The sequence below is a fragment of the Streptomyces sp. 17_S59 genome (genome assembly GCF_056930295.1).
On the sequence record NZ_JBXOWD010000001.1, the window covers coordinates 4377815 to 4397490 of the forward strand.

Below are 19676 nucleotides of genomic sequence, written 5' to 3' on the forward strand. Positions count from 1 at the left end.
TTGTGAACACGGGGGAGGGGAAGGGCGGTCGACGGGTCACGGCCGCCCTGCAGGCGGCGCCGCGCGCCCTGCGCGAGGGCCTGCTGACGGTGGCCCGCGACCCGCTGCCCCGGTCCCTCTGGACGGGCCGGGTGGCGCACGTCCACGTGGTGGTCGTCGCGGTGCTGCTGGGCTGGGGCAATGCGGCCGAGCACATGGCGGGCGTCGGGGCCTCGCCGACCCGGCTGCCGCTCGTGCTGCTCCAGTCCGGCGCCGTCGTCCTGGCGCTGTTCCGCCCGGTGCCCGCCTGGTGGCTCTCGACGACCGTGCTCTTCCTGACCGCGCTGGTCCGGGAAGACACCATCAACCCCAACGTGATCTGGCCCTGGAACGCCGAGGGCATCGCCTCCCACACGCTCGTGCTGCTCCTCCTCGCGCTGCGCGTCCGCCCCTGGGTCACGGCCGCGGCGCTGCTGATCACCGTTGCGTCCGGGCTGCTCAACACTGTCTTCGAGACGCAGGACCACCACACGGGCTGGAACACCGGCGTGCTGTGCTTCACGACCGCCGCCCTGGTCGGCGCCTCGCTGCGCAAGAGCCGGCTGGCCCGCACCCGGCTCGTCGAGCAGGAGGAGATCACCGCCGGGGAACGGGCCCGGCGCACCCTCCTGGAGGAGCGCAACCGCATCGCCCGCGAGCTGCACGACGTGGTCGCCCACCACATGTCGGTGATCTCCATCCAGGCGCAGGTCGCCCCCCATCTGGCCGAGAACCCCTCCGAGGAGCTGAAGGAGAACCTCGCGGGCATCCGCGAGAACGCCGTCCAGGCGCTCACCGAACTGCGCCGGGTGCTGGGCGTGCTGCGCTCCGAGGACGCCCCGGCCGACGGGACCCGGCACACCCCGCAGCCCGCCCTCGACCGGCTGCCGGAGCTGGTCGGCAACGTCCGCGCCGCCGGGGTCGCGATCACCACCGGGACCACGGGGACGCCGCGCCCGCTGTCGCCCGGCGTCGAGCTGTCGGCGTTCCGCATCGTGCAGGAGGCGCTCAGCAACGCCATGCGGCACGCGCCCGGCGCGGCGGTGCGGGTCGCGCTCGCCTACGGCCCGGCGGTGCTCACCGTCCGCGTGACCAACACCGCCCCGGACCGCCCTGCCCCGCCCTCGCCCGGCGCGGGCCACGGCCTCCTCGGCATGCGCGAGCGCGCCACGATGCTGGGCGGCGAACTGGCCGCCGGCCCCACCCCGGAGGGCGGCTACGAAGTCGTGGCCGAACTTCCCACGCACCCCGCAAAGGACGACCCGGCATGACGATCCGCGTACTGATAGCCGACGACCAGGTGATGGTCCGTCAGGGCTTCACGGTGCTGCTCAACGCCGAGCCCGGCATCGAGGTCGTCGGCCAGGCCGTCGACGGCCTCGACGCCGTCTCCAAGGTCGCCGAACTCGCCCCCGACGTCGTCCTGATGGACATCCGCATGCCCGTGCTCGGCGGCATCGAGGCGACCCGCCGCATCACCGGACCGGCCGGTTCCACCGTCAAGGTCCTCGTACTGACCACCTTCGACCTCGACGAGTACGTCTACGAGGCGCTGCGCGCAGGCGCCTCCGGCTTCCTGCTCAAGGACGCCTCCGCCGCCGAACTCGCCCAGGCGGTGCGGGTGGTGGCGACCGGCGAGGCGCTGATCGCGCCGAGCGTGACCAAGCGCCTCATCGCCGAGTTCGCCCGGATGACCGGCGGCTCCCGCGGCCCCCTCAAGAGCCGCGTCGAAGGCCTGACGGAGCGCGAGACCGAGGTCCTGTCGCTGATCGCGCAGGGCCTGTCGAACGCCGAGATCGCCGGGCGGCTGGTGGTGGCCGAGCAGACCGTGAAGACCCATGTGAGCCGGATCCTGGTCAAGCTGGGCCTGCGCGACCGCACCCAGGCCGCGGTCTTCGCCTATGAGACGGGCCTGGTGCGCCCGGCCGGGTACTAGGGTCTGTCCGATGGGTCAGTGCGGGCCCCGCGTCGTCTGGTGCGGTGGATCGCAAGGCGGAGCATCTCCCGCGTACCGGGCGTACTCGGGTGATGCGACAACGCGGCGAGGCGCCGTGCCAGGCGGCGCGGGGCCTGTGCTGGCCCATCGGACAGACCCTAGGGGGTGTCCGGCCCGCCCGCTCCCTCCAGCGCCCGCCGCAGCCGCGGCGTGAACCGCCGCTCCACCAGCCGGTGCAGCGTCCAGGCCAGCAGCAGCATCAGGCCGATCGTCAGCGCGAACGTCGCGTACGACGGGACGCCCAGTCCCCGGTGTAGCCCGCCGATCACGACCCATCCCAGGTGCTCGTGCACCAGGTAGAACGGGTACGTCAGCGCCCCAGCGAAGGGCAGCCAGCCCCAGCTCACCCGGCCGGTCCGGCCCAGGGCCACCGCCGCCACGGCCGCGTAGCCGAGGGCGAGCACGGCGATGATGACCGCGGGGGAGCGGTACGAGAAGTAGTGCGGGTTCGGCGGGTGTGCCAGGCCCGCCACGGCGTAGTGCTGGCCCAGCAGGAAGCTGATCGCGACGATGCCCCACGACAGCGCGTCGTGCCCGAAGCGGTGGACCAGGTACAGGCCCACGCCGCCGATGAAGAACGCGGAGTACTCCGGCATGAACACCACGCGCAGGAACTCCACGTGCGAGGCCGTGGTGATCACCGTCATCAGCGTCCACACCGCGCAGAACAGCACCACGCGGTGCCGCGTGGCCCCCGGGGCCACCACGAACAGCGCGAACAGCGCGTAGAAGCGCAGCTCCGCCCAGAGCGTCCAGCACACCCCCAGCACCCGGTCGGCCCCGGCGGGCTGCTGGAGCATGGTGAGGTTCACCAGGGTGTCGCTCGCCGACACCGTCTTGTACGCCACCCACGGCAGCGCGAAGACGACCGTGACGAGCACGATCGCCGCCCAGTACGCGGGGTAGAGGCGGGCGGCGCGCGAGGCGGCGAAGGAGCGCAGCGGACGGCCCCAGCCGCTCATGCAGATGACGAACCCGCTGATGACGAAGAAGATCTGCACGCCCAGGCAGCCGTAGGCGAAGGCCGTCGACAGATGCGGGAACTCGTGCCGCGGCGAGACCCCCCACGCCCGGCTGACGTCGCCGTCCCGGCCGCCGTAGTGGTAGAGGCAGACCATCAGCGCGGCGACGAGCCGCAGCCCGTCGAGCGCGCGCAGCCGTCCCTTCCGGTCGCCGGAGTCCGGTGCGGGCGTGCGGGCCTGGGGGAGGGTCGCGGCCGGAGCCGGAGCCGTCATGGTGTCACCGTCTTCTTCGTCAGCCGCCGCTTCATCGCCCGCGCGCGGCGGGCCATGCGGCGGACGGCCGGGTTGCGGGGCAGGAAGGCGAGCTGGGAGGGGATCGCGCCGGGCAGCGCCAGCGCGGTCAGGCGGCGGCGCTTGAAGTAGCGCCGGGTGCGGGCGTCCAGGTGCGCGGAGAGATAGCGCTCGGCGGCCGGGCGGAGGCCGGGGTGGATCTGCGGCTGCATCGCGTAACCGACCGCCGCCAGCAGCCCGTTGAGGTCGGGGTCGCCGCCCTCGGGCCGCTCCTCCTCCGCCAGGTCGGGCAGCAGGGCGTCCACGACGGTCACCGGCACGCGGTTGCTGTTCTGGTACGGGGCCAGCCGCTCCAGCAGCAGGTCCGTGCCGGCGCGGGCGACGGGCAGCCCGTAGAAGGTGCGGGCGGTGAGCAGCGCGGTGGAGAAGCAGGCGACGACGAGCGCGGGGCGCAGCCGCTGGTAGACCACCTCGGCCAGGACGGGCGTGTCCAGCACGGTCAGCCGGGCGCCGAGCCGCCCGGCCTCGTCCTCCAGCAGCCGCGACCAGCGGGCGGGGGCGGAGGGGTGGGGCTTGAAGACCAGCTCGCGGTGGCCGCGGCGGACCGCGCCGCGCAGCATCGTCACATGCAGCCGCTCCTCCTCCTCGGGGGAGAGGATGTCCAGCGCGGACAGGTACTGGCCGAGCAGCAGCGCGGCCCCCTCCGGCGCCTCCGGCAGCCCGTCGGCGGCCGCGTCGGACAGCTCGGCCAGCACCTTGGTGAACACCTCGCCGGGCACGACCTGCGACTCCACCCCGAACTCGGTGAGCAGCAGCGGCCTGAGGCCGGGCACGAGGTCGAGGTGGAGGAGGCGCCGTACCCGGGTGCCGATCAGCGGGTCGAGCTTGCTGCGGGTGGGGCCGTAGCTCATCAGCCCGTCGGCGTAGACCTCCAGCGGGGCGTCGGGGAACACCTGGGCCACTGCCATCGCGGGGTTGACCTGGAGGGACTCCAGGACGATCTCCACCTCGTCGGTGCCGAGCCCCCACAGCAGCCGCAGGTGCCGCTCCCACAGGGGGGCGTCGTCGGGGCGGGGGGACCAGCCGGTGGGGTGGAAGGGGCTGATCGTCTCGTTCCAGGAGAGCACCCCGTCGAAGCGGGAGCGCAGCCGCTCGAAGCCCGGGGCCTCGTCGAAGGCGGGGGTGGTCTCGGGCGTGGCGGCGGTGTTGGCGACGAGCAGCAGCCGGCGGTCGGCGGCGGGGAGCAGCCCGGCGTCCAGGGCGGCGGCGAGCGTGGCGGCGCCGTAGAGGGTGGAGGCGAGGAGGAGCTGGGTGCGCTTCGGGGCGGGCATCAGCCGGCCACCCCCGCGGGTGCGGGGGCGGGCCTGCGACGCAGTCTCCGCAGCCGGGCGGCGCGGTCGTCGTCCATGGAATTCAGGGCGTCCTTGAGCAGGTCCTGGGGCATGCGTTTCATTGCCGCCGCACTCAGCGAGCGCAGTGCCCGGGCGACGGCCGGTTCGAATCGTTCGATGCTGCCGAGGTGGTGCGAAATAATGGCGAGATAGGTGCGAACGGCCTTGGGGAGGAGCTTTTCCGCATCCGGATCGCGCGAAGTTTCGTCGATTACCTGGTCGAATGCGCGAAGGAAATCGAGCTGCCGTACGTCGCCGATCTGCGTGAGCGAGGAGGCTACTCCCCGGCGGTAGAAGACACCCAGCAGCCCGACGACGGCGAAGGACCGCGCCTCGCGGTGCAGCCGCCAGATCCACGGGCGGTCCTCGGCGGTCCGCAGGCCGTCCCGGAAGTGCAGCAGCCCCTCGTCCAGCAGGCGGCGGTGGTAGACGCCCGCCCAGGCGTAGGGGTAGTCGACGGACGTGGACCGGTCGGCGGGCAGTATCGCCTCGCGCGGCTTCAGCGGCACCCCGCGGCGGCCGACCGGCGCCCGGTGGATCGTCCGGATCCGGCCGGTGCACTGCACGTGGTCGGTGCGCACGAAGTCCACGCCCAAGTCCTCGGCGGCGGCGACCAGCCGGGCGCAGTGGCCGGGGGCCAGCCAGTCGTCCCCGTCCAGGAAGGCGACGTACTCGCCGCGGGCCGCGTCCAGCCCGGTGTTGCGGGCGGTGGCGAGGCCGCCGTTGCGCTCGTGACGCAGGAGCACGGCCCCCGGCAGCTCGCGCCCGGCGCGCTCCAGCACCCCCGGCGTCCCGTCCGTCGAACAGTCGTCGACGAGAATGAATTCGAAGTCCTCCCGCGCGTTCGCACGTAGACTTCTCAGTGTGTCGGGGGCGTATGTCTGCACGTTGTAGAACGGCACGACGACGGAGAGCTTGACCACTCACGTGACGCTATGCGGTGGCCCGGCATTCGTTCTGACACCCGGCGGAATCACGGGTGAACGAAGTGCGGCGGAACGATGAACCGCCCTGCCGCGTCAACCGATTCTCCGATCGTCGGTGTGCTGTTTACCGGTTGTTGAAGTCCCGTTGGGCGGCAAAACGGAATCGATTTCTATCGTCGGCGATGTGCCATCACGTTCCGAATCGCCACCGCGAACAGCCGTGCTCGCGGACTCCGACACCCGGTGGAAATGGGGGGCGCTCACCGCGCACCGGCTCGCGCCGGCCGGCCGGTTCGACGGCTTCCTGCTGAGGGGCCGCGCGACCCCGACGCCCCGCCAGCTCACCGAGGTCGGCATCCGCACCGGGGCACCGCGCGAGGTCACGGGCGCCGAATTCGTCCGGGCCGCCGACCCGGAGCGGTACGACGTGGTGGTGCTCGCCTGCGTCGGCGGCGCGGTGCAGGCCGTGCTGCACGGGCTGGCCGCCGCGTGGGGGCCGGACCCGGGCCGTCCCGTTGTTGTCACCGGCTACGTCGGGGTCGTTTACGAGAAGCTCGCCGACGGTCTGCTGCTGCGGCACGGCGCGGACCTCGTCCTCGCCAACTCCCGCCACGACGCGGAACGTTTCCGGGATGTGTACGAGGGGGTGGGCGCCCCGGCGGAGTCCGTCACGGAGTGCGCGCTGCCGTTCCTCGGCGGCGAACGGTACGCGGGCAGGCCCCAAGACCGCCCGTACACCGTGGTGTTCGCCGCCCAGCCGTCCGTGCCGGAGAGCCGCGCGGACCGCAGCTACCTCCTGGAGCGGGCCGCCCGGCACGCCCGGCTGCACCCGGAGCGCGAGGTGATCGTCAAACTCCGCAGCAAGCCCGGCGAACACACCACGCACATCGAGGAACTCCCGTACCAGAAGCTGGCGTCCAGGATCCGCGGCGGCGTCCTGCCGCCCAACTTCCGCCTGGTGTACGGGAACATGGGCGAGGTCCTGGACCGTACCGACCTGCTCGTCACCGTCAGCTCCACGGCCGCCCTGGAGTCCCTCCACCGCGGCATCCCCACCGCCGTCCTCACCGACCTCGGCATCCGCGAACCGCTGGGCAACCACCACTTCCTCGGCTCCGGCTGCCTCGCCTCCTGGGACCGGCTCGACGCCGGGCACCTGCCGGAGCCCGACCCGGCCTGGACGGCCCGCCAGGGCGTCGCGGCGGACGGCCGCTACGCTCACGCCTTCGACGCGGCCCGCGAGCGCCTCGCCGAGCTGACCGCACGCCGCGCGCTGCCGCCGCTCGCCCCCTACTACACACCGCACACCGCCCCCGGCTACCTCCCCGGCATCCTCGCCCGGCACGGCTTCGACCCGCAGGGCCGGCCGCTGCCCGGACGGGCGGCGCCCGAGCGCCCGGAGAGCGCCCTCCGGCGCGCCACCCGCAGCGCACTGCGCGACGCCGCGCGCGGGGCGTACCGGCACGGGGTGCAGCGTGTGGCGCCCGTCATCCGCCGCCTGGGGGAGCTGTGACGACCGTCGAGGAGTACACGATGTCCGCGTCTGAGTCCGAGTCCGCTCAGCCGGCCGTGCTGGCCGTCATCCCCGCCCGCGGCGGCTCCAAAGGGGTGCCCGCCAAGAACCTCGCCGCCGTCGGCGGAGTGCCGCTCGTCGCCCGCGCGGTCCGCCAGTGCCGGGCGGCGCGCCTGGTCACGGACGTCGTGGTGTCCACGGACGACCCCGCCATCGCGGCGGCGGCGCGCGGCGCCGGGGCGCTCGTGGTCCAGCGGCCCGCGGCGATCGCGGGGGACACGGCGAGCAGTGAGGCGGCGGTGCTGCATGCGATGGATGCGTACGAGGCGATGCGGGGGTGCCGGGTCGGCACGGTGCTGCTGGTGCAGTGCACGAGCCCGTTCCTGTCCCACCGGGACGTGGACGGGGTGGCGTCGGCGGTGGTGGAGGGCGGCGCGGACAGCGCGCTGACGGTGGCCCCGTTCCACGGCTTCGTATGGCGGGAGGGGGACGGGGCGGGGGCCTCCGGCGGCATTCCCCACCCCGCCCCTTCCCGAAACCGAGGGCTCCGCCCCCAGACCCCCGGTCCTCAAACGCCGGACGGGCTGGATTTGCCGCCGGTTTGTGGGCAGGCGTTCCGCAGGGCGGAACGGGTGGGCACAAACCGGCCCACCGGGCAGCAACCACCCCGGGGTCCGGGGGCCGAGCCCCCGGTTTCGGGAAAGGGCGGGATCGGGGAAACAACCCCCGGAACCCCCGGCGCCGCCGACGCCCACGGCGTCAACCACGACAAAATCACCCGCCCCCGCCGCCAGGACCGTCCCCAGGACCTCCTGGAGACCGGCGCCGCCTACGCCATGGACGCAAGCGGCTTCCGCGAAACCCGCCACCGCTTCTTCGGCCGCACCGACCTCGTCCGCACCGACCCCTCCCGCGTCCTGGAGATCGACGACCCGCACGACCTCGCCCGGGCCCGCGCCCTCGCCCCGCTCCTCGACACCGACGAGTCGCCCGCAGCCCTGCCCGCCCGCGAGGACGTCGACGCCGTCGTCCTCGACTTCGACGGCACCCAGACCGACGACCGCGTCCTCATCGACGCCGACGGGCGCGAACTCGTCGCCGTGCACCGGGGCGACGGGCTCGGCGTCGCCGCGCTGCGCCGGGCCGGGCTCGCGCTGCTGATCCTCTCCACGGAGACCAACCCCGTCGTCGCCGCCCGCGGCCGCAAGCTGAACGTGCCCGTCGTGCACGGCACCGACCGCAAGGACGTCGCGCTCAAGCAGTGGTGCGAGGAGCAGGGCATCGCCCCCGAGCGCGTGCTCTACGTCGGCAACGACGTCAACGACCTGCCCTGCTTCGGCCTCGTCGGCTGGCCCGTGGCCGTCGCGGACGCCCACGACACCGTGCGCGCCGCCGCCCGGGCCGTGACCGCCACGCGCGGCGGCCGCGGCGCCGTCCGCGAGATCGCCACCTGGCTCCTGGGCCCATCCCTGTGACCCGTGACCCGTGACCCCGCCCCATCCGCCTCACCACCTAAGGAACCGCCTCGTCATGACCATTGCCCCGCGCAGCGGCACGCGCACGCGCACCCTCGGCGACCGGCCCGTCGGCCCCGGCCACCCCGTCTACGTCACCGGCGAGATCGGCATCAACCACAACGGCGACCTCGGCACCGCCCTCGCCCTGATCGACGCGGCCGCCGACGCCGGCTGCGACGCGGTGAAGTTCCAGAAGCGCACGCCCGAGGTGTGCACCCCGCGCGATCAGTGGGACATCGAGCGGGACACCCCGTGGGGCCGGATGACCTACATCGACTACCGGTACCGCGTCGAGTTCGGCGAGGACGAGTACCGGGCCGTCGACGAGCACTGCCGCAAGCGCGGCATGGCCTGGTTCGCCTCGCCGTGGGACGCCGAGTCCGTCGCGTTCCTGGAGAAGTTCGACGTCCCGGCACACAAGGTGGCCTCCGCCTGTCTCACCGACGACGAGCTGCTGCGCGCCCTGCGCGCCACCGGCCGGACCGTGATCCTCTCCACCGGCATGTCCACCCCGAAGCAGATCCGGCACGCCGTCGAGGTGCTGGGCAGCGAGAACATCGTGCTCTGCCACGCCACCTCGACCTACCCGGCCCGGGCCGCCGAGCTGAACCTCCGGGTGATCAACACCCTGATGGCCGAGTACCCCAACGTCCCCATCGGTTACTCCGGTCACGAGACGGGCCTCCAGACCACGCTCGCCGCCGTCGCCCTCGGCGCCGCGTTCGTCGAGCGCCACATCACCCTCGACCGCGCGATGTGGGGCTCGGATCAGGCCGCCTCCGTCGAACCGGGCGGTCTCCAGCGGCTCGTGCGCGACATCCGCGTGGTCGAGGAGTCCCTCGGCGACGGGATCAAGCAGGTGTACGAGAGCGAGCTGGGCCCGATGAAGAAGCTCCGCCGCGTCGTCGGCGTCGTCGCCGAGGGCGGCGACCGCGAACCGGTCGCCGTCTGATGGGCACCCGGTGACCACGCCCGAGCGGCCGGAGGCCGGCCCGCCCGCGGAGGCGGCGGGTACTCCCGCCCGCCGCCCCCGCGGGGCCGCGCGCCCCGGCCCGGCGGAGCCGGACGCCGCCACGCTGGCCTTCGTGGAGAGCCCGGTGCAGCTGCTGAACGTCCTCGAGTGGGCGTACCGCAGCGCGCTCCGCCGCGTGCCCGCACCCCGCGCCGAGCCCCGCCCGCTCCGCGACGGCGTGCCCCGCCAGCCCACCGCCCGCGACATCGCTCCGCCGGGTAGCCTCGCAGGCGACCTCCTCGTCGTGGTCCTGGCCCCCCACGACCCCATGACCCGCGGTCAGCTGCGCCGCATGACCGAACTGGCCCTGGACCAGGGCCACCGCGTGCGCTGGCAGGAGGCCCGGGGCGGCCCCGGGGCGCCGCTGGGCACCGTCGGCTCGCTCGCCCGGCCGCTGCGCCGCGCGGAGCGCATCGTCATCGGGGACCCCTTCTCCCGGTACGTACAGCTGCTGCTGACCCTCACCCGGGCCCGGGAGCTGGTCGTGGTGGACGACGGCACGGCCACCATGGAGTTCGTCGCCCAACTGGCCCGGGGTGAACGCCTGGTGCGCTGGCACCGGAGCGGGCGCGGTGGGCGCGGGGCGCGCGAGATCCTTCTCGCGCCGGTCTCTGCTTCTGCGCGCCGGAAGCTCACACCGACCGACCGGCGCAGGGTCCAGATCTTCACCTCGATGCCGGTGGAGGCGCCACCCGGAGTGACCGTCACGGCCAACGACTTCGCCTGGACCCGCGCCACCTACGGCCCGCCCCGCCTCACCCGGGGCACCGACCTCGTGGGCACCAGCCTCGTGGAGACCGGGGTGGTGGACCCCGAGCGCTACCTCTCCGCCGTCGCCGGCCTGGCCGGCGCCCACGGCGCCACCCGCTACTTCGCCCACCGCCGCGAGCACACCGACAAGCTGCGCCGGATATCCGGGCTGGGCCTGGAGGTCGTCCGGCCCGAGCTGCCGCTGGAGCTGATCGCCCGGCGCGGGCCCATCGGCCGTACGGTCCTGAGCTTCCCCTCCACCGTGGTGCACACCCTGCCGCTGGCGCTCGCCGGCACCGGGGTGACCGTGGCCGTCTGCGACATCGACCCCGCCTGGCTCACCGAACACGCCTCGCCCCGCGCCGAGGGCTTCCTCTCCGGGGTCAGCGGCACCGCGCGGGACGTCCGGAGGCTGCCGCACCAAGCCGCCACGGCGCCAAAGTTCGAAAGTACGCCGTAAATACGGGTCATACCCCCCGGCCGACCCATCCATGCGGCTGAACTTTTCTTGATCAGGCGGCAGTTGCCCCATTCGGGGCTCTACGCTTCGCAGGGTGAGTCATCTGATGCCCTGCGAAGCCGACGCCGAAACCGCCGACGGCGAACTGCCCGGCGCGCTCCCCTCCGGGCTGCGCGCAGAACTCGTCGAGTTCCGCCGGGACTTGCACATGCACCCCGAGCCGGGCCACCGGGAGTTCCGCACCACCGCGGCGGTCCGGGCGCGGCTGGAGAAGGCAGGGCTCAGACCGCGCACCCTCACCACCGGCACCGGGCTCATCTGCGACATCGGCCGGGACGGCGCCTCGTACGCCTCCGCGGGCCGTCCCGTGCTGGCGCTGCGCGCCGATCTCGACGCGCTGCCCATCCCGGACACCAAGACCGTCCCCTACCGCTCGACGGTCCCCAGGATGGCCCACGCCTGCGGCCACGACGTGCACACGACCGTCGTCCTGGGCGCCGGACTGGTCCTCGCGGACCTGGCCGAAAAGGGCCTCTTGCCAAATCCGGTCCGGCTGATCTTCCAGCCCGCCGAGGAGGTGCTGCCCGGCGGCGCCCTCGACGCGATCGAGTCCGGCGCGCTGGACGGGGTGGGCCGGATCATCGCGGTGCACTGCGACCCCAAGGTCGAGGCAGGCAAGCTCGGGCTGCGCACCGGGGCCATCACCTCCGCCTGCGACAAGCTGGAGGTCACCCTGGCCGGCGCCGGCGGGCACACCGCCCGCCCCCACCTGACCACCGACCTGGTGACCGCCGCCGCCCGGGTCGCCGTCGACGTCCCGGCCGTGCTCGCCCGGCGCGCCGACGCCCGCTCGGGCCTGTCCCTCGTCTGGGGGCGCCTGGAGACCGGGCACGCCGCCAACGTCATCCCGCAGCGCGCCGAGCTGTCCGGCACCGTCCGCTGCCTCGACGTGCACACCTGGCGGGAGGCCCCCGACCTGGTGCACGCCGCGGTCGACGAGGTCGCCGGGCTGCACCGCGCCAAGTCGGAGATCAGCTACCTGCGCGGCGTGCCGCCGGTCGTGAACGACCCCGAGGTCACCTCGCTGCTCCGGCGCGCCATGACCGCCCGCCGCGGGCGGTACTCCGTGGAGGACACCGAGCAGAGCCTCGGCGGGGAGGACTTCTCCTGGTACCTGGAGCACGTGCCCGGCGCGATGGCCCGACTGGGGGTCCGCCCGGTGGGTGACACCACCCGCCGTGACCTGCATTGCGGTGATTTCGACGTGGACGAGAGCGCCATCCGGGTCGGAGTGGAGCTGTTCACCGCCGCCGCTTTGCTGGATGGCAACCGTATGTAGGCAAAGTGGTCAAGACCGGTTCGCGACGATCCGATAACGGCTTTCTCGTACCCCTTTTATCTGCATCTACGCGCGTTACGATGCCCGCGAACCAGCGCCAAAGGAGGCGCTTCGTAGTGAAGGGGCCCTTCGTGCGCCGGGTATCCACCATCGCTGCCGCGGGTATCACCACCGCGGCCCTCGCATTCACTCTCACCGCCTGCGGCGAGTCGTCCACCGAGTCCGGTGGCGGCAAGGACAAGGGCGTCGGCCTGGCGTTCGACGTCGGCGGCCGTGACGACCACTCCTTCAACGAGTCCGCCGCCCGTGGCGTGGACAAGGCCGAGAAGGAGCTCGGCGTCAAGAACCGGATGATGACCGCCAAGAACGGTGAGACCGAGGCCGACCGCGAGCAGCGGCTGAACTCGCTTGCCGAGGCGGGCTACAACCCGGTCATCGGCGTCGGCTTCAACTACGCCAAGTCGATCGAGAAGGTCGCCAAGGACTACCCGAAGACCACCTTCGCCGTGGTCGACTCGGTTGTCCCGGGCAACAACGTCGACAGCATCACCTTCGGTGAGCACGAGGGCTCCTACCTTGCCGGTGTCGCGGCGGCCCTGAAGTCCAAGAACCACAAGGTGGGCTTCATCGGCGGCGTGAACAACGCGCTGATCCAGAAGTTCCAGGCCGGCTTCGAGCAGGGCGCCAAGGACACCGACCCCAGCGTCGAGGTGACCTCGGAGTACCTGTACGCCAACAACGACAAGGGCTTCAACGACCCGGCGGCCGCCAAGGACAAGGCCAAGGGCATGCTGGACCGCGGCATCGACGTGATCTACACCGCGGCCGGCCTCTCCGGCAACGGTTCGATCGAGGCCATCTCCGCCCAGAAGGGTGCCTGGGCGATCGGCGTCGACTCCGACCAGTACCAGCAGCCGGGCCTGGAGAAGTACAAGAACTCCATCCTCACCTCGGTCGTGAAGAACGTGGACGTGTCGGTCTTCGACCTCGTCAAGAGCGTCAAGGACGGCAAGCCGCTGACCGGCCCGCACGCGTACCTGGTGAAGGACGGCGGCGTGTCGCTGGCCACCTCCGGTGGCTTCATCGACGACATCAAGGACAAGATCGAGGCCGCGAAGCAGAAGATCGTGAGCGGCGAGGTCAAGGTCAAGACCCAGCCGTGACCTCACGGCCGGTCCTGACCGGCCCGTAAGGACTGCGGGCCCGGTGGCGGGGATTACCCCTCGCCGCCGGGCCCGTGCATACGTGCCAACGCTACGCGCGTAGCACCCCGTTGACGCGTGTAGCGTCGCCTCCGCCCAGCCCGACCCGCCGACCCCCGCACGGCCGGTCGGTCACCCCGCTCCCTTCCCCGAGGAGAGTGCGCCATCAAAGCGTCCACCAAAGAGCCCAGCGGCACCGCGCCGGCGGTAGAACTCGCGGGCATCACCAAGCGGTTCCCCGGTGTCGTGGCCAACCACGACATCCACCTCACGGTCCGCCGCGGCACCGTCCACGCCCTCTGCGGCGAGAACGGCGCCGGCAAGTCGACCCTGATGAAGATCCTCTACGGCATGCAGAAGCCGGACGAGGGCACGATCACCCTGGACGGCGAGCAGGTCACCCTGCACAGCCCGGCCGACGCCATCGCGCGCGGCATCGGCATGGTCCACCAGCACTTCATGCTGGCCGACAACCTCACCGTCCTCGAGAACGTCGTCCTCGGCGCCGAGAAGCTGCACGGCATCGGCAACAAGGCCCGCAAGAAGATCAAGGAGATCTCCGACGCGTACGGCCTGGGCGTGCGCCCCGACGTCCTCGTCGAGGACCTCGGCGTCGCCGACCGCCAGCGCGTGGAGATCCTCAAGGTCCTCTACCGCGGTGCCCGCACGCTGATCCTCGACGAGCCGACCGCCGTCCTGGTCCCCCAGGAGGTCGACGCGCTCTTCGACAACCTGCGCGAGCTCAAGTCCGAGGGCCTGACGGTCATCTTCATCTCGCACAAGCTGGGCGAGGTGCTCTCCGTCGCCGACGACATCACCGTCATCCGGCGCGGCACCACCGTCGGCACCGCGGTCCCCAGCGAGACCACGCCCAAGCAGCTCGCCGAGCTGATGGTGGGCGAGGAGCTGCCCTCGCCGGAGACCCGCGAGTCCACGGTCACCGACGTGCCGATGCTCACCGTCGACGGCCTGCACCTGTCGGCCACCGACTCCGACGGCGTCGTCCGCGCGGTGCTCGACGGCATCTCCTTCACCATCCACAAGGGCGAGGTCCTCGGCCTCGCGGGCGTGGAGGGCAACGGCCAGGCCGAGCTGGTCGAGGCCATCATGGGCATGCGCCACCCGGACGGCGGCATCGTCACCCTCGACGGCGCCGACATCTCCCAGGCCCCCACGCGCAAGCGCCGCGAGGACGGCATCGGGTACATCCCGGAGGACCGCCACCGCCACGGCCTGCTGCTCGAGGCGCCGCTGTGGGAGAACCGCATCCTCGGCCACGTCACCGAGAAGCCCAACAGCAAGCGCGGGCTCCTCGACACCAAGGCCGCCCGCGAGGACACCGAGCGGATCGTGCGCGAGTACGACGTCCGCACGCCCGGCATCGAGGTCACCGCGGCCTCCCTGTCCGGCGGCAACCAGCAGAAGCTGATCGTCGGCCGCGAGATGAGCCACGACCCCAAGCTGCTCATCGCCGCGCACCCCACCCGGGGCGTGGACGTCGGCGCCCAGGCGCAGATCTGGGACCAGATCCGCGAGGCGCGCCGCGAGGGCCTGGCGGTGCTGCTGATCTCCGCCGACCTGGACGAGCTGATCGGCCTCTCCGACACCCTGCGCGTGATGTTCCGCGGCCGCCTGGTCGCGGACGCGGACCCCGCGACGATCACCCCGGAGGAGCTGGGCTCTGCCATGACGGGTGCGGCGTCGGGCCACCTCGAGCACGAGGCCGCCGAGGGCGGCGAGGGCGGCGAGGAGGCACCCGGCAAGGGGGACAAGCCCGAGGCGGGCGAGCCCGAGGACCCGAAGGCCGGTGACGACCCCGAGGCGGACGACCCCGAGGCGGACGACCCCGAGGCGGACGACCCCGAGGGGGACAAGCCCGAGGCCGACAAGCCCTCCGACAAGGGCAAGAGCACCGGCAAGAACGACAAGAAGAAGAACGAGAAGAACCAGGAAGGCGGTGACTCGAAGTGAAGAAGTTCGACAAGAACAAGCTGATCCTGGGCCTCGCGGCCCCGGTTCTGGCGATCGTCACCGCCCTGGTGATCACCTCGATCATCATCGGCGCCACCGGCAAGGACCCGTTCCACGCCTACCAGGTCATGGTCGACTTCGGCTCGAAGGCCGACAGCCAGGTCTGGATCATCAACAAGGCGACGCCGTACTACCTGTCCGCGCTGGCTGTGGCCATCGGCTTCCGGATGAACCTGTTCAACATCGGCGTCGACGGCCAGTACCGCATCGCGGCGTTCTTCGCCGCCGTCGTGGGCGGGGCCGTCACGCTGCCGGGCATCATCCAGATCCCGCTGATCATCGTCATCGCGATGGCGGTCGGCGCCGTCTGGGCCGGCCTCGCCGGTCTGCTGAAGGTCACGCGCGGCGTCAACGAGGTGATCAGCACCATCATGCTGAACGCCATCGGCGCCTCGATCATCGGCTACTTCCTCCAGGACGGGCGGCTCGCGGAGAAGGAGGGCAACCTGATCCACACGCCCTACCTGCCCGACTCCGCGCACTTCTTCGAGATCCCGACCCAGCCCAAGCCCATCTACGGCTTCGTGGTCGTCGCGGCTCTCGCCGGTGTCGCCTACTGGTTCGTCCTGAACCGCACCCGCTTCGGCTTCGACCTGCGCACCGTCGGCCGGTCCGAGTCGGCCGCGCAGGCCAGCGGCGTGAGCGTCAAGCGCATGGTGATCACCTCCATGCTGCTGTCCGGCGCCATCGCCGGCCTCGTCGGCATGCCGACCCTGCTCGGTGTCTCGTACAACTACGGCACCGACTTCCCCACCGGCATCGGTTTCACCGGTATCGCCATCGCGCTGCTCGGCCGCAACAACCCCGTCGGCATGGCCCTCGCGGCCCTGCTGTGGGGCTTCCTGGAGCGCACCGGCACCCAGCTCGAGTTCGAGGGCTACGCCCAGGAGGTCGTCGGCGTGATCCAGGGCGTCATCGTCCTGTGCGTCGTCATCGCCTACGAGATCGTGCGCCGGTACGGACTCAAGATCCAGCAGCGCAAGGTCGGCGAGGAACTCGCTGCCCAGGCCCGTAAGAGCGACGAGACGGAGGTTTCCGCGTGAGTACGACCTTCACCTCCGCCATCGCGGAGAAGCTGAGCGGCAGGAACAAGGACACCAAGGGGCGCAAGCTCTCCTACCCGGTCGTCCTGCTGATCCTCGCCGGATCCCTGGTGCTGCTGGCCGCCCTGCGGGAGATCACCAGCGCGGGCGACCTGACCTCCTCCGGTCAGTTCAGCGGCGCCCTGGGCGCCGCCGTGCCGATCGGCCTCGCGGGCCTCGGCGGCCTGTGGGCCGAGCGCGCGGGCGTCGTCAACATCGGCCTCGAAGGCATGATGATGCTCGGCACGTTCAGCGCGGGCTGGATCGGCTGGCAGCACGGCCCGTGGGCGGCCGCCCTGGCCGGCATCGTCGGCGGCGCGATCGGCGGCCTGGTGCACGCCATCGCCACCGTCACGTTCAACGTGGACCACATCATCTCCGGTGTGGCCATCAACATCCTGTCGCTGGGCATCACCCAGTACCTGGCCAAGATGTGGTTCGGCGCCCAGGGCAGCGCGGCCCAGCAGGCGGGCGGCAACGACAAGCAGTCGCCCGTCATGGAGAACATGGGGTCCTTCTCGATCCCGGGTCTGTCCGACTGGCTCCACTCGGTCGAGAAGCACCACTGGTTCCTGGTCTCCGACCTCGCCGGCATCGTCGGCGGCCTCGTCACGGACGTGTCCTGGCTGACCATCGTCGCGGTGGGGCTGTTCGTCGGCACGTTCTACGTGCTGTGGCGCTCGGCCTTCGGACTGCGCCTGCGCTCCTGCGGCGAGAGCCCGGTGGCGGCCGAGTCCCTCGGCGTCAACGTCTACAAGTACAAGTACTGGGCCGTGATCGTCTCCGGTGGCCTCGCGGGCCTCGCCGGTGCGTTCCTCGCCATCGGCACCCACATGTACTCCGACGGTCAGACCGGCGGCCGCGGCTACATCGGTCTCGCCACGATGATCTTCGGTAACTGGCGTCCGGGCGGCGTCGCCATGGGCGCGGGCCTGTTCGGCTTCATGGACAGCCTCCAGCTGCGCTCCGGCGGCCCGACCGTCCACGCGCTGCTGCTGCTCGTCGCGGTGCTGCTGGCCGGCCTGGCCCTGTGGCGCCTGAAGGGCGGCAAGAAGAAGGCCGCGGTCGTCAGCGGCGCCGTCGCGGCGGCCCTGGTCGTCTGGTACGCGCTCACCAAGACCGTGCCGCTGGAGTTCGTCGACGCCACCCCGTACGTCGCGACCCTGCTGGTCCTGTCGCTCTCCGCGCAGCGGCTGCGGATGCCCAAGGCCGACGGCAAGCCGTACCGGAAGGGTCAGGGCAAGTGACCGACTCCCCTGACTGGGAGGCCCTGCGTGCGCAGGCCCGGGACGCCATGTCCCGGGCCTACGCCCCGTACTCCGGCTTCCCCGTGGGCTCGGCGGCCCTGGTGGACGACGGCCGCGTGGTCACCGGCTGCAACGTGGAGAACGCTGCCTACGGCGTCGCCCTCTGCGCCGAGTGCGGCATGGTCTCCGAGCTGATCGCCACCGGCGGCGGCCGCCTGACGCACTTCACCTGCTGCGACCGCCACGGCAACATCCTGATGCCGTGCGGCCGCTGCCGTCAGCTGCTCTGGGAGCACGGCGGCCCCGAGCTGGAAGTGGACACGACGAAGGGCATCCGCCCGCTCGCCGAACTCCTCCCCGACGCGTTTGGGCCCGCCGACCTGAATCGTTAAAGATGTCCTCAAGCGCCGGACGGGCTGAACTTTCAGCCCGTCCGGGTCACTTTCCGGACCCGGGAAGACCTGAGGACTACGAACTTAAGGAAAATGTGCTGATGGACGCCATTTCCGTTATTCGCACCAAGCGCGACCGCGGCCGTCTGACCGACGAGCAGATCGACTGGATGATCGACGCGTACACGCGCGGTGAGGTCGCCGACGAGCAGATGTCCGCGCTCGCGATGGCCATCCTGCTCAACGGCATGGACCGCGCAGAGATCGCGCGCTGGACCGCCGCGATGATCAAGTCCGGCGAGCGCATGGACTTCTCCACCCTGCCCATGCCCACCGCGGACAAGCACTCCACCGGCGGCGTCGGCGACAAGATCACCCTTCCGCTGGCCCCGCTCGTCGCCGCCTGCGGCGCGGCCGTGCCGCAGCTGTCCGGCCGCGGTCTCGGCCACACCGGCGGCACGCTGGACAAGCTGGAGTCCATCCCCGGCTGGCGCGCGCTGCTCTCGAACGACGAGATGATGGACGTCCTGCGCAACGTCGGCTCGGTCATCTGCGCGGCGGGCGACGGCCTGGCCCCGGCCGACAAGAAGCTGTACGCGCTGCGCGACGTCACCGGCACGGTCGAGGCGATCCCGCTGATCGCGTCGTCCATCATGTCCAAGAAGATCGCCGAGGGCACGGGCTCGCTCGTCCTCGACGTGAAGGTCGGCTCGGGCGCCTTCATGAAGAACCTCGCGGACGCCCGCGAGCTGGCCTCCACGATGGTGGGCCTGGGCACCGACCACGGCGTCAAGACCGTGGCCCTGCTCACCGACATGTCCACCCCGCTCGGCCTCACCGCGGGCAACGCGCTCGAGGTCCGCGAGTCGGTGGAGGTCCTGGCGGGCGGCGGCCCGGCGGACGTCGTCGAGCTGACCCTGGCCCTGGCCCGCGAGATGCTCGACGCGGCCGGCATCAAGGACGCCGACCCGGCCAAGGCCCTCGCGGACGGCTCCGCCATGGACCACTGGCGTCGCATGATCATCGCCCAGGGCGGCGACCCGGACGCGACCCTGCCGGTGGCCCGCGAGCAGCACGTGGTGACGGCCGCCGAGTCCGGCGTCCTCACCAAGCTGGACGCGTACGCGGTGGGCGTCTCGGCGTGGCGCCTCGGCGCGGGCCGCGCCCGCAAGGAGGACCCGGTGCAGGCCGGTGCGGGCATCGAGATGCACGCCAAGCCGGGCGACACCGTCACGGCGGGCCAGCCGCTGATGACCCTCCACACCGACACGCCGGAGAAGTTCGACTACGCGCTCGCCGCGCTCGAGGGCGGCGTGGAGATCGCCCCGGCGGGCACGGAGTTCACGGCGAACCCGATCGTGCTGGACCGCATCGCGTAAGCGACGGGACGCACGCGGCGGACGACGACCGGGCGCCCCGGCCGGCTGATGGCCGGCCGGGGCGCCCGGCTATTTTGTTTGTTGCGCAATCCAGGAACTGAGGGCGCGTGAGCCCCGTTGTTCGCGATGGACGCGGGAAGCCGTGAGGCCGTGACAGTTGTGGAGGAA

The 19676-nt window shown here is 72.0% G+C and carries 15 protein-coding genes and 1 pseudogene; 13 read left to right on the forward strand and 3 right to left on the reverse strand.

Going from position 1 to position 19676, the window contains the following annotated elements:
• Window positions 1-2 precede the first annotated feature (2 nt).
• Together AC1Z4A_RS19835 and AC1Z4A_RS19840 are read left to right on the forward strand one after the other, a co-directional pair.
• Window positions 3-1289, forward strand: coding sequence for a sensor histidine kinase (locus tag AC1Z4A_RS19835; RefSeq protein ID WP_483680629.1), 1287 nt, complete (start codon window positions 3-5; stop codon window positions 1287-1289).
• Window positions 1286-1954, forward strand: coding sequence for a response regulator (locus AC1Z4A_RS19840; RefSeq protein ID WP_483680632.1), 669 nt, complete (start codon window positions 1286-1288; stop codon window positions 1952-1954). Before AC1Z4A_RS19835 ends, AC1Z4A_RS19840 begins: the two co-directional genes overlap by 4 nt.
• A 158-nt stretch (window positions 1955-2112) precedes the next feature.
• Here the strand turns inward: AC1Z4A_RS19840 and AC1Z4A_RS19845 are convergent, their stop codons facing one another.
• From AC1Z4A_RS19845 to AC1Z4A_RS19855, 3 genes are read right to left on the reverse strand one after another with little or no spacing between them, the layout of a single operon-like run.
• Window positions 2113-3249 carry an acyltransferase family protein gene (locus AC1Z4A_RS19845; protein ID WP_483680634.1) on the reverse strand — a complete coding sequence of 379 codons (1137 nt, stop codon included), beginning with the start codon at window positions 3247-3249 and terminating at the stop codon, window positions 2113-2115.
• The gene (locus tag AC1Z4A_RS19850) at window positions 3246-4598 is read right to left on the reverse strand and encodes a polysialyltransferase family glycosyltransferase (protein ID WP_483680635.1); all 1353 of its coding nucleotides are present in this window, start codon (window positions 4596-4598) and stop codon (window positions 3246-3248) included. The genes AC1Z4A_RS19845 and AC1Z4A_RS19850 overlap by 4 nt, the downstream gene beginning before the upstream one ends.
• Window positions 4598-5581 carry a glycosyltransferase family 2 protein gene (locus AC1Z4A_RS19855; RefSeq protein ID WP_483680636.1) on the reverse strand — a complete coding sequence of 328 codons (984 nt, stop codon included), beginning with the start codon at window positions 5579-5581 and terminating at the stop codon, window positions 4598-4600. Before AC1Z4A_RS19855 ends, AC1Z4A_RS19850 begins: the two co-directional genes overlap by 1 nt.
• Window positions 5582-5768: 187 nt before the next feature.
• Between AC1Z4A_RS19855 and AC1Z4A_RS19860 the strand changes: the two genes are divergently transcribed.
• The 11 genes and pseudogenes from AC1Z4A_RS19860 (at window position 5769) to AC1Z4A_RS19910 (ending at window position 19508) form a co-directional block, all read left to right on the forward strand.
• On the forward strand, window positions 5769-7097 hold the full coding sequence (locus AC1Z4A_RS19860) for a DUF6716 putative glycosyltransferase (RefSeq protein WP_483680637.1): 1329 nt from the start codon (window positions 5769-5771) through the stop codon (window positions 7095-7097).
• A 20-nt stretch (window positions 7098-7117) separates the two neighbouring features.
• Window positions 7118-8572: a cytidylyltransferase domain-containing protein gene (locus AC1Z4A_RS19865; protein ID WP_483680638.1), complete on the forward strand. Its 1455-nt coding sequence runs from the start codon at window positions 7118-7120 to the stop codon at window positions 8570-8572.
• Between the two features lie 55 nt (window positions 8573-8627).
• The gene (locus AC1Z4A_RS19870; protein ID WP_483680640.1) at window positions 8628-9566 is read left to right on the forward strand and encodes an N-acetylneuraminate synthase family protein; all 939 of its coding nucleotides are present in this window, start codon (window positions 8628-8630) and stop codon (window positions 9564-9566) included.
• Window positions 9567-9576: 10 nt separating this feature from the next.
• Window positions 9577-10836 (forward strand): hypothetical protein, encoded by a 1260-nt coding sequence (locus AC1Z4A_RS19875; protein WP_483680642.1) that lies wholly within the window; start codon window positions 9577-9579, stop codon window positions 10834-10836.
• A gap of 106 nt (window positions 10837-10942) precedes the next feature.
• A complete protein-coding gene (locus tag AC1Z4A_RS19880; RefSeq protein WP_483683652.1) occupies window positions 10943-12175 on the forward strand; it encodes an amidohydrolase in 1233 nt (410 codons plus the stop codon).
• 131 nt (window positions 12176-12306) lie between these two features.
• Window positions 12307-13338, forward strand: coding sequence for a BMP family lipoprotein (locus AC1Z4A_RS19885; protein WP_483680644.1), 1032 nt, complete (start codon window positions 12307-12309; stop codon window positions 13336-13338).
• A gap of 204 nt (window positions 13339-13542) precedes the next feature.
• Window positions 13543-15126, forward strand: a pseudogene (locus AC1Z4A_RS19890) (ABC transporter ATP-binding protein); the annotation flags it as partial.
• Window positions 15127-15344: 218 nt separating this feature from the next.
• Window positions 15345-16451, forward strand: a complete 1107-nt coding sequence (locus AC1Z4A_RS19895; RefSeq protein WP_483680646.1) for an ABC transporter permease — start codon at window positions 15345-15347, stop codon at window positions 16449-16451.
• Window positions 16448-17737 carry an ABC transporter permease gene (locus tag AC1Z4A_RS19900; protein ID WP_483680648.1) on the forward strand — a complete coding sequence of 430 codons (1290 nt, stop codon included), beginning with the start codon at window positions 16448-16450 and terminating at the stop codon, window positions 17735-17737. Before AC1Z4A_RS19895 ends, AC1Z4A_RS19900 begins: the two co-directional genes overlap by 4 nt.
• A complete protein-coding gene (locus tag AC1Z4A_RS19905) occupies window positions 17734-18129 on the forward strand; it encodes a cytidine deaminase (protein ID WP_483680649.1) in 396 nt (131 codons plus the stop codon). The genes AC1Z4A_RS19900 and AC1Z4A_RS19905 overlap by 4 nt, the downstream gene beginning before the upstream one ends.
• A 95-nt stretch (window positions 18130-18224) precedes the next feature.
• The gene (locus AC1Z4A_RS19910; RefSeq protein ID WP_483680650.1) at window positions 18225-19508 is read left to right on the forward strand and encodes a thymidine phosphorylase; all 1284 of its coding nucleotides are present in this window, start codon (window positions 18225-18227) and stop codon (window positions 19506-19508) included.
• Window positions 19509-19676: the final 168 nt, after the last annotated feature.

Coding starts and splice junctions, on each gene's coding strand:
- AC1Z4A_RS19850 (WP_483680635.1), bottom strand. CDS start 4,598: ATGCCCGCCCCGAAGCGCACCCAGCTCCTCCTCGCCTCCACCCTCTAC.
- AC1Z4A_RS19845 (WP_483680634.1), bottom strand. CDS start 3,249: ATGACGGCTCCGGCTCCGGCCGCGACCCTCCCCCAGGCCCGCACGCCC.
- AC1Z4A_RS19865 (WP_483680638.1), top strand. CDS start 7,118: ATGTCCGCGTCTGAGTCCGAGTCCGCTCAGCCGGCCGTGCTGGCCGTC.
- AC1Z4A_RS19880 (WP_483683652.1), top strand. CDS start 10,943: ATGCCCTGCGAAGCCGACGCCGAAACCGCCGACGGCGAACTGCCCGGC.
- AC1Z4A_RS19840 (WP_483680632.1), top strand. CDS start 1,286: ATGACGATCCGCGTACTGATAGCCGACGACCAGGTGATGGTCCGTCAG.
- AC1Z4A_RS19870 (WP_483680640.1), top strand. CDS start 8,628: ATGACCATTGCCCCGCGCAGCGGCACGCGCACGCGCACCCTCGGCGAC.